The sequence below is a fragment of the Streptococcus sp. CL9.43 genome (assembly GCF_049737935.1).
GTDB classification, from domain to species: Bacteria; Bacillota; Bacilli; order Lactobacillales; family Streptococcaceae; genus Streptococcus; species Streptococcus infantis_I.
Genome location: NZ_JBKOTS010000003.1, coordinates 38,589 through 58,348 on the forward strand (window position 1 = coordinate 38,589; position 19,760 = coordinate 58,348).

Sequence of the window (19,760 nt, forward strand, 5' to 3'; positions counted from 1 at the left end):
TGAACGGCTGGAAATTATAGTTGTTTTCAGTGTTATTATTGCAACAAATATATCTAAGATAAGAATTTTTACTAATGATTTCGTCCCAGCTCAAGATAGGTATAGGTTCGAGTACGTGGACAGTCTTTTTCCATCCTCACTCTAAAATAAAACCGATGTTCCCTACCGTCCTTGGAATTTTCCTTGTTCAAGACAAAGTAGTCCTTTTGGTTCATAGCCATGGTTCGTAGAATGTCGTCAATCAAGAAAGTCAAGGGTACATTCATGGCAGAGTATTTTTGGAAATCTTCCTCAAAACGAATATAGTCATCTGAGAAGTAATCCATCTGCAATTTGTTTTCATATAACTCTTTTCTAGTCATCAACTTCCTCCTGACAAAGTTGGATTGTGAGAATATCATCTAGTCTGATTAATCGATAGCCTTCATCCGTTCTAACAGAGATTTCTTTAGGAGATAATTCTCTTACTTCACCCAATATCGTGCTTTTATGATTTTTCTCCTTGACCATAAAAGAGCCTTTTAGGCGTCCAACGTAGAGCTGGGAAAGTAGCAACAACTTCTCGACTGGATTCAAATCTGTTGATAAATCGACACGATTTTTTTCTGCACCGAGTGAACTGGTATGCTCCGATAGAAAAAAGCCCATCCACTTCTGCATGCCTGGATCCTGATAATCCCTCGCGGATTGGAAGGGCAAATAAGAGCGATCAATCATTTTAGTCCATCTAATCCTCCAGCAGAGTGCCCTCCGATGAGCTTACTTCTGGCAATACTTCTCGATGCGTCCTCTAAGGCAGTCGCCTTCAAAAGGGAAGTAAAGCCGAATTGCTCTCGAATAGAATCAATGGCAGTCTGGAGCCTTTCTTCTTTTTCTACTTTATCAACATCATCAAAAAGGGAAATCAAACCAAAGGATTCATCCACAAACCCTGAATAACTAACGGCAACACTCCTGACAGCCCCAGAAGTATATTTGCTATGGAATAATTTCAGTACATAACTGACCAAAAGACCGGTATTATTGGTCGGATCCACCTTCATCTGGGTATGGATGGAGCGTTTTTGTTCCTGCTTAGAAAAACCAAGATGAATAGACACAACTGTCGTCTTCTTTCTGGCCCGTCGAAGCCTGATAGCCACCTGCTCAGCCATCTCTCGAAGGATAATTTCGATGTCTCGCTGCTTGACATAATCTCTCGGTAAAATTTGCGAATTGCCCAAGCCGTGAGATTTGGCTTTATAGGGCTTATGAACATTACTCTCGTCTATTCCATTGGCATGAAACCACAAGCGAAGTCCAGCTTGGCCAAGTTCCTTCTTCAGGAAATCCGGATTGCTATTGGCTAATTCCTTAATCGAATAAATCCCCAAGCTATTCAAGCGCTTCTCCATCCGATGCCCAATCCCCCAAAAGTCGGTCATCTTTGGAATGGACCAGACCTTGTCTTCCACATCCTGGTAAGACCAATTGGCTCGCATAGTCGGTGTGTGCTTGGCTTCATTATCCAAGGCCAACTTAGCAAGCAAAGGATTGGCATTCGACATGCCGACCGTCGAGTAAATCCCCGTCTGCCGCCAGATATCTCTCTGGATCCGAGCCGAAAGCATATCTAGCTTATCTTTGCGAGAAATCTGCTGATCTGGGACAAAATAATTGAGCGAACTGGTTAGATCAATAAAGCCTTCATCAATGGAATAAGGATAAATATCATCTGGACTGCCATAATTCTGGAAAATGCGCTGAATTTCCATATTGACCGCGATATACTTATCCATCCGGGGAGGGACAATGACGGTCACCCGAGCCCAATCTTCGATAAATCTCACATAGGCTGGGTCTGTCCGTAAGCCTTGTTTTTTGGCATTATAGTAGGAAAATTTACGCGTCTTGATATCAAAGGGGAGGTCATAGGCACGCCCTACATTTGCTTTCCCAAAGACCTTTTTAAACATAGGTGAGGAGGCAAGAATAAGCCCAACAGAATTATCCGCCCGACTCATGACACAAAGGGAGGTTTTGAGGGGATGGAGCCCTCTTCCTACACACTCAACGCTAGCATAAAAGGACTTCATATCGACAAAGGCAATATCACTTTTGGGCTCTCTGGAATAATCAAAGTAGCCCATAGACTATCCCTCCATGGGGACAAAATTACCTACGATGATTCCCACAATCCGCGGATCTTCTTCGTAAGAAATGTGAATATCCTTATATTTAGGATTGATGGAGACCAAACGCAGACCATCTTCTTCTCGATAGACCCGTTTGATATAGGTCTGATTGTTGCAGACCACTGCATAGACAGCACCCTCATAATCAAATCCGGTCTCTCGAATCAGAGCTACTGAACCATTTTGATATTTGGGTTCCATGGAATCTCCAGACACCCAGGAAGCAAAATCGTGAGCCAGTTCTTCATTGAAATAAACCGTATCAAAGTTTCGATCATCATAAACCGAAGCACCAATCCCAGCTGACATGCGTTCATAGACATGATACTCGTAGAGTTTTTCTGAAATAGCAGTCACCTTCTTGGCTTGTTCTTCTTGAGCCAGATTGCGAGCATAGACTATCACCTTTTCTTTTCCTTTATTGGAAAGGCTATTATAGAGACGGACAATTTCGATTTGGGTAAAATAGCCTTTTGGTACTTTTAAAATCTCTTCTAGCTGTTTAACTTTTTCTTTAGAAGGCTCCTTGACTCCACGCTCCCAAGCCGAATAAGCCTGAAAACTAATCCCAAGTTGCTCTGCAATTTCTTTCTGTGTTAGCTTTAACTCTTTTCTCCGAGCTTTGAGTTTTTCTGGTTGGTACATGTTTTACCTCCTAGTGGGATATTTCATCGTAGGTTGAGTTTTTTCGAAACTCAATCATTTTGGTTTAGTTTTATTATATAAAAAAAGTAGACGAATGTCTACTAGAAATGTTGAGTTTTGGCAAACGACTGGTAATGATGATGCTATAGATTCCTTATCTCAAATACTGCCGTATGAATCCACTCGTTATGCATTTGAAAGTCATTCTCTATGATTCTACTAAAGGTGAAACCATTTTTTAAAAGCACTCTCTGAGAGATCAGATTGTCCGTTGCCGTCCCTGCGATAATCTTATGTAAACCATAAGTAGTAAAGGCCTTTTCTAAAACGAGTTTAACCGCTTCACTTGCATAACCTAAATTAGTAACATTTTCTCCGATCCTATATCCAAGTTCTGCTGTTTTTCGATCATCCTCTAAGACACTTAAATTGATTCTTCCGACCATAGTACCTTGTGCATCTCTAATAAGATGCATGTAGACATCATGATTCTCTTGTTCCCTTAACAATTCCCTTGTAATTTCTTTAAAACCTTCTGAATCAAAATAGGTAGCTGGTCTAGGAGGTAAATTCCGCTCAAAATACTCCCGATTTTCTTTTTCAAAAGAATAAACATCTATGCTATTTTCTTCAGACATCAGCTCTAAACTTATCATTGTAAACCACCTCCTATCATTCTATAAATTCAAATGTACTCATGTTCACACAAAGTGATATTTACAGAATTTACAGAGCTATCTTAATTTATTCATATCGTATCTACATTATAACACAACATACTATGAAGAAAAATAATACCCGTCAAGGTCCTCATAAATTCCAACATCTTGCTAAACAGGCTGGAACGCCTATGGAAGCTATTTTTGAAGCATACTTGATTAACCTTCATAAAATGATCACAACTCACAAATAAAGAAGAAAACCACCTCAAATTTGATGAGATGGTTAATCATTTAGTCTACTTTATAAAAAACTTGTTCTGAGCTAGTTGGAGCAGCTTGACCAGCAGTAAGTCTGTTTTTACTTAAGTCAGAATCTAACCCATCTATAATAAGTCCAGCAGGGTAAACACTCATTCCATACCCTGTAAAACCAGATCTAACACTGAATTCAATAGTTCCATGGTTACCCATGCTCACTTTCTCAATGTTCCCACTGTTTACTAATCCATTTTTATCAAATGTAAACTCTTGGCCAAGTCCATTTCTCCACGTTCCAACTAGAGTAGAGAAATCTCCATTTAGAATGGCTTGCTCATCTATTTTTTGTGATTTAGCATTCGTTTGCTCTTCTTGTGTCGAGATTTTTTCCTCAGTAGTCGTAACACTATCTTGAGTAGTCGTTGAACTAGTGGTTGTTGTACTAGTCGTTGTCGTACTAGTAGTAGAGACCTGTTCTGTTGTAGTATTTACTGCTTCTGCATCATGCTTCTTATGATTAAAGAAAAACATAAAACTTATCAGTACTATAGCAATTAAGCAACTTAACAGAATCAAAATCCAATTGATACCTTTTCCTATTCTCATTTATAACTCCTTTATATTATTCGTATTTAATTATATCATACTAAACTGATACTAGGAACAAATTATATAAGACAAAGACTAGTGGTGTGATTTTTGGGGGTGAACTCTCTTATTGAGGCTTAAAAAAGAACACCCCGAAAGGTGCTCTGTGTAAGTATAGTCATTCTTTCGAAGAACGTCTACTAAATTGTAATACTTTACAAGCTTTTTTCAATCCTGGTTTGAAAAGTCTGGCTTTTAGGACAGCTCAAAAGCGCTTGATAGGAAACGTCCGAAGAGTTTCTGCCGATTTTGATTTCAAGAAATAGGAATAGATGTATCTATGATAGTGCAATTTCTTAACGCAAAACTTTCAATCCTATCCTCTTCCTTCTTATCCTAACAAAGTTTGTAATATTGGAATAACAACGATAAATAGAACCGTACTTAGAGTCACCACATTCGTAGAGAATTCCACATCTCCTTTTCCCTGATTAGCAAGGATTGGGAGAACAGCTAAAGCTGGTGTAGCGGACTGAATCATAAAGGTCTTAAATTCTACTGTCTCCATATTTGGCGCAAAGAACTTCAATACGAGAAGCATGATTAGAGGAGCTAGGATAAAGCGTCCAACTAAAGTGACAATTGTATCTTTATCAAAAGTAATAGTATTCAAGCCTGCCTTTGCAAGAACGATACCAATATAAATCAGAGATAGGGGAGTGACGATATTTCCAACATAGGTTAAGATATTCGTTGCGAAATCTGGAATAGAGATTCGGAGAATCAAAAATAGCAGAGCCACAAGAAAACCTACAAGCGGAGCTGGTAGCAATTTCTTCCAGTCAAATTTACTTGTCTCCTTGCTTTGACCCGATTTACTGTCACTCGTCATCAAATACACGCCCAATGTCCAGGTGGAAATCGTGTTGGTGATATAGTAAATTAAGAAATATGGAAGAGCCTGATCCCCAAAAAGAGCAACGTTTAAAGGTAAACCAATAAAAATAGTGTTGGCATTCACAAAGGTATTAATCATGGTTCCTCGTCGTCCTGGACGAACCTTGAAAAGCCTAACTGCAATATAAGCTACGATATAGCCCAAGATAAAGGCCACAAATGTATAAAGGAGACCTCCAGAAAGACTGATTAGTTTATCTAGTGTTAGGTATTTCATCACCGACACAAAGATTGACGCTGGCAAGGCTACATTCATGATCAAACGAGATAGGTTAGGTCCAAAGGCATCTCCAAACCATCCCTTCACCTGAAGAATATACCCCAAAACAATAATAGCGATAATCGGAATGATACTCGTAATCGAGGTTAAAAAGAGTGACATAGGTATCCTTTCTAAATTACTTAAGTACACAGCCCATACAAATCTGTCGCTAGTGAAGGATAGACAGCAGCAATGAATTATTTATACTCTGGATACCACTTCAAATCACGAACTGCTTTAGCCATATCTGTTTCCTTAGCACGCGCAAGACCTTGCTCTTGTGCTTTTTTAGCGACTGCTTCTGCTACTTTAATAGAAACATCTGCTACATACTTGAACGGTGGCAAGACAGGAGCTCCTGGTTGGCCTGGATTGACAATACCACTCAATGAATGAGCCGCTGCTCCAATCATTTCATCAGTCAAAAGACTTGCTTCAGAAGCCAGCATACCTAGACCAAGACCTGGGTAAATCAAGGCATTATTGGCTTGACCAATCACATAGTCGACACCTTTATAAGAAACTGTATCAGCAGGAATTCCTGTTGCGACAAAAGCTTTGCCATCTGACCATTCAATCAAATCTTTGGCACTAGCTTCTGCTAGTTTGGTTGGATTTGACAAAGGGAAAATCATCGGACGTTCTGTGTTTTCACACATAGCCTCTACTATTTCTTTAGTGAAGGTATTAGGTTGAGTTGAAGTTCCTACAAGAATGGTTGGCTTCACAGTCTTCACTACTTCAAGCAGGTCAGTCAACTTGTCTGCGTTACTAAAGTCAGCACGTTTCTTAGCAAACGGTTTTTGCTCTGGTGTCAAGTCATCCATGTCATCAAAGAGAAGACCTTGTTTATCAACCATAAAGAAACGTTTATAGGCTTCTTCTTCAGAAAGACCTTCACTCACCATTTCACGAAGAACACGAGAGGCAATTCCTGCACCCGCAGTACCACCACCATAGCAGAGATAAACTTGAGCTGTTAATTTTTCACCACTAATATCCAGTGAACCAAAGATACCACCTAAGGTAACAATTCCTGTACCTTGAATATCATCATTAAAAGTTGGAATTTGTTTCCGATATTTTTCAAGAATATTGGCAGCATTCAAGCGGCCGAAGTCTTCCCAGTGAAGGTAGAGTTTAGGAAAGAGACGTTCTGCTGTTTGAACAAATTGGTCAATAAAGTCGTAGTAACAATTACCGCGAACCCGTTCGTGACGATTCCCTAAGTAATTAGGATTGTTACGAAGTTCTTCACGGTTAGTCCCTGCATCAATAACTAAAGGAAGGACCATCGAAGGATCGATTCCAGCAGCACCCGTATAGACCATCAATTTCCCAACAGAAATATCGACACCATTTGTTCCCCAGTCACCGATTCCAAGGATTCCTTCTGCATCTGTTACAACAATGAGACGAATCTCGCGATCCCCAGCAGCATTTTTCAAAGTGGCTTCAATATTTTCAGGATGATTGATATCAAGATATCCCGCATATTGGGGATCTACAAAGAGGTCACTATAGCCTTCAATGGTATCTGCAATGGTTGGATCGTATACAATTGGATTAAATTCCTCCAAATGTTGAGAAAAGAGGTAATAGAAAAGAGTTCGGTTGGTGTTAAAAATTTCCATTAGGAAAAGACGCTTTTCCAAATCATTGGCTTTTGTTTGCATTTGTGCATAAGTTTGCGCCGCTTGCTCTTCAATCGTTTGAACATACGGTGGCAGTAAACCAATAAGACCTAGTTCCTTTCGCTCCTCTAAGGTAAAGGCAGTACCTTTATTGAGGAAAGGGTTGTTTAAAATATCATGTGCAGTCATAGTGCAACCTCCTTTTTACTTCTATTATAACACTTAAAATGAATTGTTTGGAAAACTTTGTTGTCTAAAAAATACAATCATGTACGCATATGTTATAATGAGTCTACGAAGACAATTTTCTAATAAGCTCTTTATACTTAAAACACTATTGTTAATGGCACTTTAGGTTGTTATATTTTATAAAGTTCTGAACTCATAAAACTCTCGATGATCACTCTTTACTAAAAGTTTCGAGTAAAAGAAACTAATCATACAAATTGGCAATCCGAATTAAAATAAATATTATATAAGTTCGTTATACAATACTTTGTATTTTTTAAGATGTTTTTTTGTCATGCAAAACTTGTATTCTATTTATATGACGAATAAAAACTATTTACAACAATATATTTCCAAAAAAGTGAAATATTTTCGAACACAGAAAAAAATGAGCCATGAAGAACTTTCGGAACAAGCGGGGCTCGGGCTTAAGTATATCAATCAACTTGAAAACCAAAATGTGAATCTGACCATTCACAGTCTTGAAAAAGTGATTGTCGCCCTAGAGATGACCCCAGAGGAATTTTTCAATTTTGATAGCCTTGAATCAACCTCTGATAAGACCGACAATCTTTCACTCAAAAGAATCAACATGAAGATTAAACAGCTTCCTATTGATAAACGAGAAAAGATGTTGGTCATTTTTGAAAGTATCTTAGATAATCTTTGAGATTCCTGACTCACTTACATTTTAACCAGCGAATACTCGTATAGTCAAATTGTAGGATACGGATAAAATTTATTTATCTGGTGATTTCCACTTATGTTTCTCCAATTAATGAAAGTGAGCCCATATGAATTTAAAAGATCTACAATATTTTTATGACCTCTGCCAGCTTCAATCCTATACGGAAGTAGCAAAACTACATAAAGTCAGCCAACCATCTATTTCTTATGCCATCAAGCGCTTAGAGGAATCTTTTAATTGCAAATTGATTCACCATGATCCTTCACATCGTTCCTTTAAATTAACTCCTCAAGGTCAAATCCTTCTAAAGCATACAGAAAAGATCTTATCTGAGGTTATTTCTACTCGCAAAGAAATTAATCGCTCCTTGGCACAATACTCTACTGTAGGATTCCCTCCTATTATCATTCAGTATCTCTTTGCTGCCTTAAACGAAAAAGATAAATTCGATTTTTTAAAAAAAGTACGCCCTATCCGCGGTGGCTCCGTAGAGTTATTAAATCTTCTCCTCAAGGGAGACCTTGATGCAAGCCTACTCGGCTTGATTGAACCACTCAATCATCCTTCAATAGAGACACATGAACTCTTTCATAAAGAACTGTATGTCGTTTTATCAAAGAACCATCCTCTTGCTGCTGCTCCTTCCCTCACTTTTGAAGATTTAGTAGATCAATCCTTTATACTTTTAGACGAACACTTTGTTCACCTGAAAGCTTTTGAACTGCTTAATCAAAAGCATCAAAACAAGGCAGAAATATTCTTCAAGAGTGACGACATTGTCATCATTAAAGAACTTTTAAAGAAAGGGATTGGCCTTAGTTTACTGGCTGATATCGCACTTTCTGATGAAGATGATGACTTAATAAAAATCCCTCTAATACCGGAGGACCAGATAACATTTACAGTTTATTATGCTTATCTCAAATCAGCTACACTGTCATCAGAAGTAGAAGCCTTATTTAATCTCATTAAATCATATGAATAGAAAAAAACTCTAACTATCAACTACCTGATAGCTAGAGTTTTTTTACATTATAGGTATTAGACTAAAGCACGAAGAAATAGGATATAATCGCCGAATTTTTCATTTACCCGATACCCTTCAAGGAGATTTCTAATTATAAATCTACAAGATATCAATAAAAAAGAACACCCCGAAAGGTGCTCTTTGTAAGTATAGTAATTCTTTCGAAGAACGTTTTGAGTGCAGTGGTTGCCATCCAATCAAACATCGCTTCGCTTGTTTTCTTGGGGCAACTGTGCATAGCATATCTCTATGCGACTAAAGTCGCTAGAGCTATCCTAATTGAGCACCACCAATTCTCATAAAAAAAACACCTTGCAATATGCAAAGTGTTTTCGTTTGTATTCTGCTGTCCAGCAACGAATTAACGTTTAGAGAACTGGCTAGCTTTACGATCTTTCTTAAGACCTGGTTTGGAAAGTATGGGTTTCAGTTGGACTAAAAACAGCGTATTATCAAGGCTTTTCAGAACGATATCTACTGATTAATTTCATAAAATATGAATCAATAGATTATAAATAGGGGAATAGTTTAGGTCTCTAAGCATTAAAATAATACACCTAACTTTGGTCACCGTTTTTTAGTTATTCACTCTTTTTTCGGATAGTGTTTTTAAAGTTATGATGTAAAATGCCGCAATTAAAACACTATACATCATAATCGGAGGATAGAGAATTAAGGATAGAATCAATCCCACTCCTTTAATTATTAGGTCAGGTATCAATAACTTCCTATATTGTGCGGTAGCTTCAAGTAATTCTTTCTGATCTATATTGGGTTTATCAATTACTTTATGTAAAAACCAGTTTGCTACCGTTGAAACAATAACGATCAGTCCATAAAAGAGCTGTGCCGTATGATTCATGAAATGACTACTAACTATTCCAGTAGCATAGGGCATAAATGAAACAAAAAATAAAAGATACAAATTCTTTCAAATTTCTCCCTTTTCAATTTGCCTAACTTGACCTGCATTACCTAGGTCGCTTTGCTTTAAATTATACTTTTTTCTTAAACATTTAATACGAGTAGGTATTTCTTGTGAGTAATTTTCATCAAAAAATTTCATATATAATCTCCCTATAATCATGGAAAAGTAGTAAAAATAGTTGTTATCCTAGTTGATTAAAAAAATCTCTGATTTCCTCATCTTTTATAAAATAATATATAATTTTCCCCTCTCTTCTAGTGTCCAAGATGTTTTGATTGGCTAGTTTACGAAGATGGTGGGAGGCAGATGCCATACTGAGATTTAATAAACAGGCTATATCGCAGACACAGAGTTCTTCGACGGCAAGGAGATAAAAGATGATATTTATCTGTTTATTATCGGTAAATTTTGATAAAATGCGAAGTGATTTTTGGACTTTTTCCTTTTCAAGGTAGTTCGTTGCGGTTGTAACATTTTGTTGATTTATAACATCCACTTGACAGATACTATCTTTTTTCATAATTTTTTCTCCTAGCCTAACACAGCCCATAGCATGTCAAAGCTGTTGTTTTCAATCAGGATATACATCCCCAATCCTAAATAGACAACGGCAATAAACCATCTGCTATATTTTTCCAAAGTTTCTCCAACAGAAGGGACTTGTGCTAATTTTTGGGCAGAAAAAACCAAGAGATAAATCATGACTAGAAAAGTAAGTAAAGTCACTATCAAATTCGCTAAATTTAAGGTGGTAAAATATGGGACAAAGACACCAATATTGTCAGCGCCACAACTTGCAAAAGTAATCATAGCGACTAGAAAAATCAGGTTTTTATTGTCTTTTCGCAAACCATCTTTTGCAATAGCTTCTCCATCAGAATCTCCTAAAAGCAAAACTTTGAGGCCTAGGAAAATTGGAATCAAACCGAGTAAACCTAAAATCTCTTTACTAGGAATATAATTTAAGACAAATGCAAAAAGCAAACTTAGGAATATTAGACTAACAGAGCCTAGAAATTGTCCTAAATAGATGTTAATGATGTCCTTTCTGCTTTTTCTTTTGGCAAAAAATAACATTAGGATAATAAGTAAGTCTACGGCTGTCCCAGAATACAGGATTATTGAAGTAACAATATTTTGAATCATAAAACACCTTATTCAAATATATTTTTGAATGTATTCTAACATTAAACTTTGTAGATGTCAACTTAAAATCCACCAATTAATAATTGCATGTCAATATTTGTATTGTGAAACTAGTTTCAGAAATATATAGTCTTAAAGTATGTCCACTGCCAATGGTTTTTTCAATATTTAAAAGGAGAGAACCAATTTGGTCCTCTCCAGGGTATAATTTTCCATCAACCCACTACAGTTGACAAAGAGCCGTTATTCTCAAATGAGACAACTCCTTTTAGTTTTTATAACCTCAGCTTCTCGGTCTCTTACCTACTTTTAATAGAAAGACTACGAAGGACGATTCTTAAAGTAGTCAGATTGTGCAATATCGAAAGATTAGATGGGCTTAACCAATTTAACAACCCAAATCCAATTAAACTTCCATTTATTACAACTGTTTCTTGAATATTTCTTTGAATTAATTTCTGCAACGATTCAGATAAAGAATTCAATTCCTCGAAGAAATCTAAACGATTATCTAATAATAAAATATCACTCATCTGCTTAGAAATATCAGCACTTTCATTCATCACAACCCCAATATCTGCAAGCGTCAAGGCAGCAGAGTCGTTTAACCCGTCTCCAACCATCAAAATAGTTCGGCCAGCTTTCTGTAATTCCTGAACCAACTGAAACTTACCATCTGGTTTTAAATCAGTATAAACGTTGTCAAATGGCAGATCTTTAACCAACTCTTCTGTTCTAGCCAACGTATCACCAGTTGCCAGAATCAGTTTTTTCCCTTGGCGCTTTAGCTTTTTCAATGCAACTTTCGCCTCGCTTCTCAAGGGAGTGTGGATACAAAACATCCCAATTAATTCTTTCTTATAAGCCAAAAACAATAAATTGTAATGAGTCTTATATTGCTCAATCAAGGCCAGCTGCTCAGAACTAATTCTTACCTGTTCGTCTTGCATTAGTACATAATTTCCAATGACAACCGATTGACCATCAATTTGCGATTTAATCCCTTTGCTTGCAACATACTGAAGCTTGCCATGCATTTCTTCGTGTTCAATGCCTTCAATTTCAGCTTGTTTAACAATTGCATTGGCAATAGGATGATAGATATGTTCCTCCAAACATGCACTTATTCTTAAAATATCTTTCTCAGTATAATCTCCGAAAGGAAGAACCTTTTCAACCAAAGGATAACTCGTCGTGATGGTACCCGTTTTATCAAACAAGAAAGTATCCACTTCCAGATATTTTTCTAATACATCACCATCTTTAATAACCATTTCTCGATTTAGACCTTCCTTTATGGCCGTAAGGTAGGCTACAGGTGTGGATATTTTTAGAGCACATGAAAAATCCACCAATAAAAAGGAAATGGCTTTTGAAAACGAACCTGTTAACAGATAAGTCAAACCAGCACCTAAGAAGTTATATTTTACAACCTTGTCTGCCATCCTAATAAAATGACGTTGTTTTGTCTTCTTACTCTCTTCAGATTTTTTCATCAGATTGATGAGTTGCAAAATACGACTGTTTATCTGATTATCAGTCACACGAATTCTTAACTCTCCTGTTTCCAAAACAGTATTCGCACATACAGAATCTCCCTCTTTCTTTTCAACAGGGAAGCTCTCTCCAGTCAAGGAACTCTCATTGACCATGCCTAATCCTGAAACCACTTGGCCGTCAAACAAGATTTCATTCCCTTGGGAGACAACTAATACATCACCTACTTGAACATCAGAACTCTTGATGCTGATGACCATGTCTCCCCGCACTAAGAAAACATCACTTTCTTTAGCAAGAAGGCTTTGTTCCAAATCTGTTGCTGTTTTTTTTAAAGACCACTGATCCAGATGATTACCCAAATCAAGCATAAACATGATGTTGCTAGCTGTCTTGGATTGGTTCATAAACAAGGACAACAAAATGGCCGAACAGTCCAAGACCTCCATGGTTAGTTCCTTGCGCGCTAAAGTTTGATAGGCTTCTTTGACATAACCCAAAGCCTGATAACAAGTCCAAATATAACGAATAGGGTAGGGTACAAAACTTCGAAACAGCAAACGCTTAATCGCTGCACCCGATACAATTGAATAAGCACTCTCTTCTCTACGAATGGGAAGAGTCATCAAGTCCGAAACTTTCCCCTTGTCAATTTTTTTTAAAAAGGCCTCTGCATTTTCTAATACAGAGAAGCCTTCTTTCATACGTAGAGTAAAGTGCTGCTGATCCATATAAAACTGAATAGAGTCGATCCCTTTTTCATCTTTAGCCAAGGAACGAAGATAATCTTGAATATCCAAGGTCAGTGAAAACGAGGACGATAATCGGATATGTTGATATCCTCTGTGTAGCACTTTAAAAGACATATTATTCACCTGTCAGGCTATCTAATTGTTCTTCTTTCTTTTCCTGTTCGTATAAATATTTAGCGTCTTGTAAAACATCATCACCGTGTTGTTTTACAACAGAAACAGATGCATCCAGTCCATCTTTCAATTTGTAAGCTTTAGCCAAGGCCTTAGAATAGCCTTTCTTAGCTTCTTTACTTGCTAAGACTTTCAAGCCAAGCGTCCCAAATGCTACCCCTCCTAAGAAGAGAGATGATTTTTTCGCAACTTTTGCGACGTTTAATACTTCTTTTAACATGTTTATTTCCTCCTTGTAACTATTGTAGCGAAAAATGACAGCAAAAGCAATTGCTGATATCTGATATATAGATAAAATTCTCTATACTGATATTTAATTATATTATGATGAAAACAATATACTTTATTTTTTGATACTGTAAATAATTATGTGTAAACACTTAAGTAGAGTTACGGAGTGTTAATTAAATAAGCTTTCAAGTGTATCAGAACATTGACCAAACCCTTTATGGATTCGTTGACTTTGCTTGAAATTATAATCTTCAAACAACGTAACTAAGTAACGTTCCAGAGCCTCCTCATTAGGAAAAAGAACCTTCTTTTTCGTTTGATGTTTGATTTCTTTGTTAAGAGACTCAATGAGGTTTGTCGAATACATGCTGTGCCAAATCTGGTAGGGAAACTGATAAAAAGTTAAAAGATTATCCGTCTTCTCCAGACTTTCCATGACTTTCCTATACTTTGGTTTCCATTCGGCGAGAAAGTCCTCTAAAGCTTGTCCTGCCATTTCTAAATTTTCAGCACGATAAATCATTATAAATTGCCCCAGAATAACCGCTCTATCTGCTCGTTTCACTTTACTAGCTAGATTTCGACTAATATGAATTAAGCAACATTGTTGTTTAGCTAATGGGTGAGCCTGACTGATAATCTGCTCAAGCCCCTTAAAGCCATCTGTAACTACAAGAGAAATCTGTTGGATTCCTTGGTTTTGAAGCTTGTCTAACAGGGTGGACCAAGAAGCATTGTTTTCTTGAGGCAACTGTGCATAGCATATCTCTATGCGACTAAAGTCGCTAGAGCTATCCTAATTGCGCACCGCCAGTTCTCATAGAAAAAAACACCTTGCAAGATGCAAAGTGTTTTCGTTTGTATTCTGCTGTCCAGTAACGAATTAACGTTTACTAAATTGTGATGCTTTACGGGCCTTTTTCAAGCCTGGTTTCTTACGCTCAACTTTACGTGAGTCACGTGTAAGAAGTCCTGCGCGTTTCAATGAATCGCGGAAGTCTGGGTCTACTTGAAGAAGGGCACGAGCGATACCGTGACGGATAGCTCCTGCTTGACCAGCGTATCCACCACCTACAACGTTAACGAGAACGTCGTATGAACCTACAGTTGAAGTAACTGCAAATGGTTGGTTGATGACAAGACGAAGGTCAGCGTGTGGGATGTACTCTTCAACATCTTTTTTGTTAACAGTGATTTTACCAGTTCCTGGAACAAGGCGAACGCGTGCAACAGCGTTTTTACGACGTCCAGTACCTGCATATTGTGCTTGTGACATACTTTATTGTTCCTTTCCTTAGATAAGTCCTGAAATATCAAGAACTTCTGGTTGTTGTGCAGCGTGAGTGTGCTCAGCTCCAACGAATACTTTCAATTTCATACCTTGAGCGCATCCAAGAGTATTGTGTGGAAGCATACCTTTAACTGATTTCTCGATCAAACGAACTGCGTTTTTAGAACGAAGTTCACCAGCAGAGATTTGTTTCAATCCACCTGGGTGGTTTGAGTGAGTGTAGTAGATCTTATCAGTTGCTTTTTTACCAGTCAATTTAACTTTTTCAGCATTGATAACGATTACGAAGTCACCTGTATCAGTGTGTGGTGTAAATGTTGGTTTGTTTTTTCCGCGAAGTACGCTAGCAACAACTGCTGAAAGGCGTCCAAGAGGTACATCAGTTGCGTCAACAACGTACCATTTGCGTTCTACTTGGCCTGGTTTAGCCATGAATGTAGTTTTGTTCATGATTTCTCCTATATGAATATCGTTTTTGTTTACAGGGCGGATGTTCCGGTCCGCGGGGTATTTGAAAGGTTCCGGGGCCTTACAAATGGGGTAAACAATACCGCCTACTATTGTATCAAAATTATCAGATAAAAGTCAAGCGGTTGGGAAAATATTTTTTATTTCTGCCAGATTTTCAATCTTCTTTCTGCCTTCTCCTGAGTGATGACTTGAAAACCTTTAGAGAAGAGGAAAATAGCACAAGTCAAAAATAGAGTGACAATGATATAATTAACCACAAGACCATGGTCTCCCACCAATGGTGGTTTTGTCATAAAACCGTAATCTCCACCCGTCAATAAATTGACTATAAAAATCAAACCATTAAGTAAAGAGGTCAGTATAAGAATACCTTTGAAATCCAACAGACGAGCATCGTAGTTGTTTAAAAGATAAATCAAGGAATTTCCAAGAAGGGCTAGATGTCCGAAAATAAAGGACAAAATAACGATGTGTGGGAAAGAGTAAGCGTCTGGTATTGGATAAACAAAGGCTGCAATCGTCCCGAAGGTTCCAAGCAAAGCAAAATATTGTTTGGTTTTTGAAACACCTGGCAGTAGTAGAACTACAAACATGGCTAATCGACAATGATAAAAAGGCAAGCTTTCTGACAGTGGGAACTGATTGATCCAATACCAGCTGTAAAGCGAGATTAACTGTATTGCCTGTATAATCTGGAAGAATCGTTGACAAACCTTATTATCACGATAGCGATAAGCAAGATAAATTGTCAAAAACAGTAAGGCAAATGTGCTTGCGTACCAAGTAAATCCAAATTGGGGTGGTTCCGTCGGATGGGTGGTAAATAAAGCATCCCAAATATTCATATAACTTTCCTCATTTTCATATAAGCAGGCCTCTTACTTATCTCCATAGAGCCTAGCTTACATTTATTTCTTATAGTTTTGTGTTCAAAAGAAGCTATCGGCCTTAAGATAAAGCAAAGCTTCTAATCGATATATTGTTCCCGCTCACCCTTATAGACCTGCCATAGAATCTCCATTTGTTCCTTGGTTATTCTTTTTTCAGATAAGGGAGGGAGAGCCGAAATGTCGAAAAATCCTAATTCAGCAACTTCTTGATTTTCTTGAAAGTCCCCATCCAATAGTCGACAATCAAATACAAACTTGGCATACTGCTTACTCTGCATTTGAAAGCGATTGGTATCAAAAATAGCCAATAAAGAGCCTACTTCTGCAAAAAAGCCTGTTTCTTCCTGAACTTCTTTTCGGATATTTTCCTTAGGCGAATAGCCTACTTCACCAAAGCAACCAGGTAATGCCCAAGTATCTTCTCCTTGTCCCCTAACCAAACAAATCTTCTGGTCTTGAACAATCCAAGCCCGCACATCCATCAAGGGAGTTGCATAGCTACCTGTTGGTTTTAAAATTGCAGTCAATTCCTCTTGATTGAGCTCTGTTTGATCCTGCAAAACACTCCATAAAATCTGACGTAAATCCTCATAACGTTCACGATCAAATGGATCCTTTGTATAGGTCAATCCAGTATCGGTAATCGCTAACATTCTCTGCATAGCTTTGGCGAAATCAGTTGTGCTCATTTTCTAGACTTTCTACTAGCTTGGCTAGATTCATAGAGTTGGAACCTTTAAGTAGAATTTGGTCATTTGCACCAAGACTTTCCTTGACCTGCTTAACCATGGCTTCAAATTGGTCTTCCTCAGCTGTTTTCTTGAAGTAGTAAACATGGCCGATGGGGAACATTTGACTGGCTAATTGAGCCAATTCAGCAATGTCTTCACCGTAGAAAATAACGGTATCAAGGGCATCGGGTGTAATGCTCAAAATCATTTGATTGTGGAGTTGAACAGACTGGTCTCCAAGTTCTTTCATGTCCGCTAGAACTGCAATTTTCTTGCCACCTTCATTAGCTGGGATAGCAGAGAAAGTTTCTAAAATCAACTTCATAGCAGTTGGGTTGGCATTGTAAACATCTGATAAGATGTCTGCTCCATTGGCAGCCTTTTTCCACTCGGTACGATTGCGGGTCAATTCTAGATTCTGGAAGGCTTGAGCAATCTGCTCCTCAGTCACTCCTTCTTGCAGGGCAACATAAGAAGCAATCATAGCATTAGTCGCATTGTACTTACCTGTTACTGGTAAATCAAAGGATTTCTCCAAGAAATTAGCCTTAAAACTCAAGCTATCCTTGCGCTCAATTAAGTCTGTAATTTCGAGTTCTGCACCCGGACCAAAACGAACTACCTTTTGGTCAGCAGGTAGATAATCCTCTACAATGGGATCAGCTGGCGCCAAGAGCAAGCTACCGTTCTCCATTCCATCAGCAATCTGTAATTTACCTTTGGCAATCTCAGAACGATCCTTGAAGAAGGCCAAATGTGCTTCTCCGACCAGAGTCACAATAGCTGTTTTCGGATGAGCCAGTTCAGATAAAAGATGAATATCTCCCAAGTGATCCTGTCCCATTTCCAAGACTAACTTCTCAGTATCATCCGGCATATGGAGAACTGTATACGGCAGTCCAATCTCGTTATTGTAATTTCCTTGCGTTTTGTAGGTTTTGTAGCTTGTAGAAAGTAAATGAGCCAACATATCTTTGGTCGTTGTCTTCCCATTTGAACCTGTAACAGCAAAGACATCTACTCCTGTCTTTTGAAGGTAATAAGCTGCAAGAGCTTGAAAGGCTGTCAAAACATCCTCTACTAAAATGTAAGGATGACCTGCTACTTCCTTCTCTGACAGGGTTACAGTAGCGCCGTTTTCAAAAGCCGTCTCGATAAAGTCATGACCATCACGCGCCCCCTTGAGTGGCACAAATAAATCACCAGGTCCAATCAAACGACTATCAAACTCTGCCTTAACTAGTGGACTGTCCGCATAGCTTGTCACATCATTTTTTGCACCGACAACACGCGCAACTTCGTGAATCGTAAGTTTCATGTTTACTCCTTTAAAAAGGGGCAGGGAGTTTTGCCCCGCCCTTATAGCTATCTTTATAATAGATGCGCTTCACGCTTGTTAAAGCTTTCTTTAGCAAGCTCCACCAAACGCTCGATTAGTTCTGGATAGCTAATCCCCATATTGTCCCAGAGCAATGGATACATAGACCACTGGGTAAATCCTGGCATGGTATTGAGCTCATTTAGGAAAACTTCTCCCTTATCTGTATAGAAGAAATCACAACGTGAGAGACCAAGCCCGCCAATAGCACGGAAGGCAGCTTCTGCATTTCTACGCATGACTGCTACTACATTATCACTGATCTTGGCTGGAATATCCATCGTAATCTTGTTATCAATGTATTTTGCTTCGTAGTCATAGAAGGCTACGTCCTTGACAACTTCACCAGGTATAGTGCTCTTGACATCATAGTTTCCTAAAAGTCCAACTTCGATTTCACGCGCATTGACGCCTTGCTCTACCAAGACACGACTATCATATTTAAAGGCGAGTTCGAGAGCTTGATGGAGTTCCTCTTTATTTTCAGACTTAGAAATACCAACACTAGAACCCATATTGGATGGTTTAGTAAAGACTGGATACCTTAATTTTTCTTCAACTTCTGCAATCTTAGAAGCCAAGTCATCCCCTTCAACGATGGCTACATAAGGGACTTGGGCAATCCCAGCAGATTCCAAGACACGTTTAGTCGTGATTTTGTCCATAGCAAGGCTTGAAGACAAGATGTTGCAACCGACATAAGGCATTTTCAAGACTTCTAGGAAACCTTGAACGGAACCGTCTTCTCCCATAGGTCCATGAAGAACTGGAAAAACAACTGCGCTTTCTTCGTAGATGGCACTTGGAGCAATTTTCTTGTCCCAATCAATCGTTTCATTGGTCATGAGACGTTCATCTTGGCCAGGAGTTTGGGTAAATTCTTGGGTTTTGATGAAATCACCAGACTGGCTGATAAAGAAAGTTTTGACTGCAAAATGGTCATAGTTAACCGCACGCATGACACTCTCAGCTGACAACACAGACACTTCACGCTCTGCACTGCGTCCACCATATAATAGAATAATTGTTTGTTTCATATGATTGTCCTATTTCTACTAGAATACTCGCCTTTTAGTATATCACATTTGTTTATTTTTTTAAACTTGAATAGCACAAAAGAGACTGGATTAAAAATAAATCCAGTCTCT

General features: G+C 38.2%; 23 protein-coding genes and 1 pseudogene. 3 read left to right on the top strand and 21 right to left on the bottom strand.

Annotated features, from left to right (window positions below; translation table 11 throughout):
• Positions 1-71: 71 nt before the first annotated feature.
• From ACLNCS_RS05490 to ACLNCS_RS05510, 5 genes are all read right to left on the bottom strand, one after another.
• Positions 72-362, bottom strand: coding sequence for a DUF5960 family protein (locus tag ACLNCS_RS05490; RefSeq protein WP_424847668.1), 291 nt, complete (start codon positions 360-362; stop codon positions 72-74).
• Entirely contained in the window at positions 355-717 is a 363-nt protein-coding gene (locus tag ACLNCS_RS05495) for a hypothetical protein (protein WP_414256292.1), read from the bottom strand. Before ACLNCS_RS05495 ends, ACLNCS_RS05490 begins: the two co-directional genes overlap by 8 nt.
• On the bottom strand, positions 714-2,129 hold the full coding sequence (locus ACLNCS_RS05500) for a Y-family DNA polymerase (RefSeq protein WP_424847671.1): 1,416 nt from the start codon (positions 2,127-2,129) through the stop codon (positions 714-716). Before ACLNCS_RS05500 ends, ACLNCS_RS05495 begins: the two co-directional genes overlap by 4 nt.
• A gap of 3 nt (positions 2,130-2,132) precedes the next feature.
• Positions 2,133-2,819: an XRE family transcriptional regulator gene (locus tag ACLNCS_RS05505; RefSeq protein ID WP_424847673.1), complete on the bottom strand. Its 687-nt coding sequence runs from the start codon at positions 2,817-2,819 to the stop codon at positions 2,133-2,135.
• 143 nt (positions 2,820-2,962) lie between these two features.
• Positions 2,963-3,475, bottom strand: a complete 513-nt coding sequence (locus ACLNCS_RS05510) for a GNAT family N-acetyltransferase (RefSeq protein WP_070678984.1) — start codon at positions 3,473-3,475, stop codon at positions 2,963-2,965.
• A 125-nt stretch (positions 3,476-3,600) separates the two neighbouring features.
• Here ACLNCS_RS05510 and ACLNCS_RS05515 point away from each other — a divergent pair, with 125 nt between their 5' ends.
• Positions 3,601-3,732 carry a hypothetical protein gene (locus tag ACLNCS_RS05515; RefSeq protein ID WP_261674156.1) on the top strand — a complete coding sequence of 44 codons (132 nt, stop codon included), beginning with the start codon at positions 3,601-3,603 and terminating at the stop codon, positions 3,730-3,732.
• A gap of 40 nt (positions 3,733-3,772) precedes the next feature.
• Here the strand turns inward: ACLNCS_RS05515 and ACLNCS_RS05520 are convergent, their stop codons facing one another.
• The 3 genes from ACLNCS_RS05520 to ACLNCS_RS05530 form a co-directional block, all read right to left on the bottom strand.
• Positions 3,773-4,270 carry a DUF6287 domain-containing protein gene (locus ACLNCS_RS05520; protein WP_414256295.1) on the bottom strand — a complete coding sequence of 166 codons (498 nt, stop codon included), beginning with the start codon at positions 4,268-4,270 and terminating at the stop codon, positions 3,773-3,775.
• 448 nt (positions 4,271-4,718) lie between these two features.
• Entirely contained in the window at positions 4,719-5,666 is a 948-nt protein-coding gene (locus ACLNCS_RS05525) for an AEC family transporter (protein ID WP_414256296.1), read from the bottom strand.
• Between the two features lie 77 nt (positions 5,667-5,743).
• Positions 5,744-7,369 (bottom strand): malolactic enzyme, encoded by a 1,626-nt coding sequence (locus ACLNCS_RS05530; protein WP_424847676.1) that lies wholly within the window; start codon positions 7,367-7,369, stop codon positions 5,744-5,746.
• Between the two features lie 358 nt (positions 7,370-7,727).
• Between ACLNCS_RS05530 and ACLNCS_RS05535 the strand changes: the two genes are divergently transcribed.
• Both ACLNCS_RS05535 and ACLNCS_RS05540 read left to right on the top strand, forming a co-directional pair.
• A complete protein-coding gene (locus tag ACLNCS_RS05535) occupies positions 7,728-8,078 on the top strand; it encodes a helix-turn-helix domain-containing protein (protein ID WP_424847678.1) in 351 nt (116 codons plus the stop codon).
• A 124-nt stretch (positions 8,079-8,202) separates the two neighbouring features.
• Positions 8,203-9,081, top strand: coding sequence for a LysR family transcriptional regulator (locus tag ACLNCS_RS05540; RefSeq protein WP_424847680.1), 879 nt, complete (start codon positions 8,203-8,205; stop codon positions 9,079-9,081).
• Between the two features lie 619 nt (positions 9,082-9,700).
• Here the strand turns inward: ACLNCS_RS05540 and ACLNCS_RS05545 are convergent.
• The 13 genes and pseudogenes from ACLNCS_RS05545 to ACLNCS_RS05605 all read right to left on the bottom strand — a co-directional run bounded on the left by ACLNCS_RS05545 (position 9,701) and on the right by ACLNCS_RS05605 (position 19,649).
• The gene (locus tag ACLNCS_RS05545) at positions 9,701-9,985 is read right to left on the bottom strand and encodes a hypothetical protein (protein ID WP_014334291.1); all 285 of its coding nucleotides are present in this window, start codon (positions 9,983-9,985) and stop codon (positions 9,701-9,703) included.
• A 69-nt stretch (positions 9,986-10,054) separates the two neighbouring features.
• Positions 10,055-10,189 (bottom strand): hypothetical protein, encoded by a 135-nt coding sequence (locus ACLNCS_RS05550; RefSeq protein WP_023024363.1) that lies wholly within the window; start codon positions 10,187-10,189, stop codon positions 10,055-10,057.
• A gap of 43 nt (positions 10,190-10,232) precedes the next feature.
• Positions 10,233-10,571 carry a Cd(II)/Zn(II)-sensing metalloregulatory transcriptional regulator CadX gene (cadX, locus tag ACLNCS_RS05555; protein WP_000711078.1) on the bottom strand — a complete coding sequence of 113 codons (339 nt, stop codon included), beginning with the start codon at positions 10,569-10,571 and terminating at the stop codon, positions 10,233-10,235.
• An 11-nt stretch (positions 10,572-10,582) separates the two neighbouring features.
• Positions 10,583-11,197: a CadD family cadmium resistance transporter gene (locus tag ACLNCS_RS05560; RefSeq protein WP_002911684.1), complete on the bottom strand. Its 615-nt coding sequence runs from the start codon at positions 11,195-11,197 to the stop codon at positions 10,583-10,585.
• A 299-nt stretch (positions 11,198-11,496) separates the two neighbouring features.
• Complete coding sequence (locus tag ACLNCS_RS05565) at positions 11,497-13,560, bottom strand: heavy metal translocating P-type ATPase (protein ID WP_002893754.1); 2,064 nt, start codon at positions 13,558-13,560, stop codon at positions 11,497-11,499.
• 1 nt (position 13,561) lies between these two features.
• A complete protein-coding gene (locus ACLNCS_RS05570) occupies positions 13,562-13,840 on the bottom strand; it encodes a DUF6110 family protein (RefSeq protein ID WP_002893755.1) in 279 nt (92 codons plus the stop codon).
• Between the two features lie 180 nt (positions 13,841-14,020).
• Positions 14,021-14,611 (bottom strand): annotated as a pseudogene (locus ACLNCS_RS05575) (IS256 family transposase); the annotation flags it as partial.
• Between the two features lie 123 nt (positions 14,612-14,734).
• A complete protein-coding gene (gene rpsI, locus ACLNCS_RS05580) occupies positions 14,735-15,127 on the bottom strand; it encodes a 30S ribosomal protein S9 (RefSeq protein WP_061852918.1) in 393 nt (130 codons plus the stop codon).
• Between the two features lie 18 nt (positions 15,128-15,145).
• On the bottom strand, positions 15,146-15,592 hold the full coding sequence (gene rplM, locus ACLNCS_RS05585) for a 50S ribosomal protein L13 (protein WP_219575130.1): 447 nt from the start codon (positions 15,590-15,592) through the stop codon (positions 15,146-15,148).
• 158 nt (positions 15,593-15,750) lie between these two features.
• The gene (locus tag ACLNCS_RS05590) at positions 15,751-16,458 is read right to left on the bottom strand and encodes a YwaF family protein (RefSeq protein WP_070460365.1); all 708 of its coding nucleotides are present in this window, start codon (positions 16,456-16,458) and stop codon (positions 15,751-15,753) included.
• Positions 16,459-16,580: 122 nt separating this feature from the next.
• Entirely contained in the window at positions 16,581-17,192 is a 612-nt protein-coding gene (locus tag ACLNCS_RS05595; protein ID WP_424847702.1) for an NUDIX hydrolase, read from the bottom strand.
• Positions 17,179-18,552, bottom strand: a complete 1,374-nt coding sequence (locus tag ACLNCS_RS05600) for a UDP-N-acetylmuramoyl-tripeptide--D-alanyl-D-alanine ligase (RefSeq protein ID WP_424847704.1) — start codon at positions 18,550-18,552, stop codon at positions 17,179-17,181. Before ACLNCS_RS05600 ends, ACLNCS_RS05595 begins: the two co-directional genes overlap by 14 nt.
• Before the next feature lie 53 nt (positions 18,553-18,605).
• Positions 18,606-19,649: a D-alanine--D-alanine ligase gene (locus ACLNCS_RS05605; protein WP_424847706.1), complete on the bottom strand. Its 1,044-nt coding sequence runs from the start codon at positions 19,647-19,649 to the stop codon at positions 18,606-18,608.
• Between the last annotated feature and the right edge of the window lie 111 nt (positions 19,650-19,760).

Bases quoted from the DNA above. Each gene is read 5' to 3' on its own strand.
- ACLNCS_RS05490 (WP_424847668.1), bottom strand. From the start codon at position 362: ATGACTAGAAAAGAGTTATATGAAAACAAATTGCAGATGGATTACTTC.
- ACLNCS_RS05495 (WP_414256292.1), bottom strand. From the start codon at position 717: ATGATTGATCGCTCTTATTTGCCCTTCCAATCCGCGAGGGATTATCAG.
- ACLNCS_RS05500 (WP_424847671.1), bottom strand. From the start codon at position 2,129: ATGGGCTACTTTGATTATTCCAGAGAGCCCAAAAGTGATATTGCCTTT.
- ACLNCS_RS05505 (WP_424847673.1), bottom strand. From the start codon at position 2,819: ATGTACCAACCAGAAAAACTCAAAGCTCGGAGAAAAGAGTTAAAGCTA.
- ACLNCS_RS05510 (WP_070678984.1), bottom strand. From the start codon at position 3,475: ATGATAAGTTTAGAGCTGATGTCTGAAGAAAATAGCATAGATGTTTAT.
- ACLNCS_RS05515 (WP_261674156.1), top strand. From the start codon at position 3,601: ATGAAGAAAAATAATACCCGTCAAGGTCCTCATAAATTCCAACATCTT.
- ACLNCS_RS05520 (WP_414256295.1), bottom strand. From the start codon at position 4,270: ATGTTTTTCTTTAATCATAAGAAGCATGATGCAGAAGCAGTAAATACT.
- ACLNCS_RS05525 (WP_414256296.1), bottom strand. From the start codon at position 5,666: ATGTCACTCTTTTTAACCTCGATTACGAGTATCATTCCGATTATCGCT.
- ACLNCS_RS05530 (WP_424847676.1), bottom strand. From the start codon at position 7,369: ATGACTGCACATGATATTTTAAACAACCCTTTCCTCAATAAAGGTACT.
- ACLNCS_RS05535 (WP_424847678.1), top strand. From the start codon at position 7,728: ATGACGAATAAAAACTATTTACAACAATATATTTCCAAAAAAGTGAAA.
- ACLNCS_RS05540 (WP_424847680.1), top strand. From the start codon at position 8,203: ATGAATTTAAAAGATCTACAATATTTTTATGACCTCTGCCAGCTTCAA.
- ACLNCS_RS05545 (WP_014334291.1), bottom strand. From the start codon at position 9,985: ATGAATCATACGGCACAGCTCTTTTATGGACTGATCGTTATTGTTTCA.
- ACLNCS_RS05550 (WP_023024363.1), bottom strand. From the start codon at position 10,189: ATGAAATTTTTTGATGAAAATTACTCACAAGAAATACCTACTCGTATT.
- cadX (WP_000711078.1), bottom strand. From the start codon at position 10,571: ATGAAAAAAGATAGTATCTGTCAAGTGGATGTTATAAATCAACAAAAT.
- ACLNCS_RS05560 (WP_002911684.1), bottom strand. From the start codon at position 11,197: ATGATTCAAAATATTGTTACTTCAATAATCCTGTATTCTGGGACAGCC.
- ACLNCS_RS05565 (WP_002893754.1), bottom strand. From the start codon at position 13,560: ATGTCTTTTAAAGTGCTACACAGAGGATATCAACATATCCGATTATCG.
- ACLNCS_RS05570 (WP_002893755.1), bottom strand. From the start codon at position 13,840: ATGTTAAAAGAAGTATTAAACGTCGCAAAAGTTGCGAAAAAATCATCT.
- rpsI (WP_061852918.1), bottom strand. From the start codon at position 15,127: ATGTCACAAGCACAATATGCAGGTACTGGACGTCGTAAAAACGCTGTT.
- rplM (WP_219575130.1), bottom strand. From the start codon at position 15,592: ATGAACAAAACTACATTCATGGCTAAACCAGGCCAAGTAGAACGCAAA.
- ACLNCS_RS05590 (WP_070460365.1), bottom strand. From the start codon at position 16,458: ATGAATATTTGGGATGCTTTATTTACCACCCATCCGACGGAACCACCC.
- ACLNCS_RS05595 (WP_424847702.1), bottom strand. From the start codon at position 17,192: ATGAGCACAACTGATTTCGCCAAAGCTATGCAGAGAATGTTAGCGATT.
- ACLNCS_RS05600 (WP_424847704.1), bottom strand. From the start codon at position 18,552: ATGAAACTTACGATTCACGAAGTTGCGCGTGTTGTCGGTGCAAAAAAT.
- ACLNCS_RS05605 (WP_424847706.1), bottom strand. From the start codon at position 19,649: ATGAAACAAACAATTATTCTATTATATGGTGGACGCAGTGCAGAGCGT.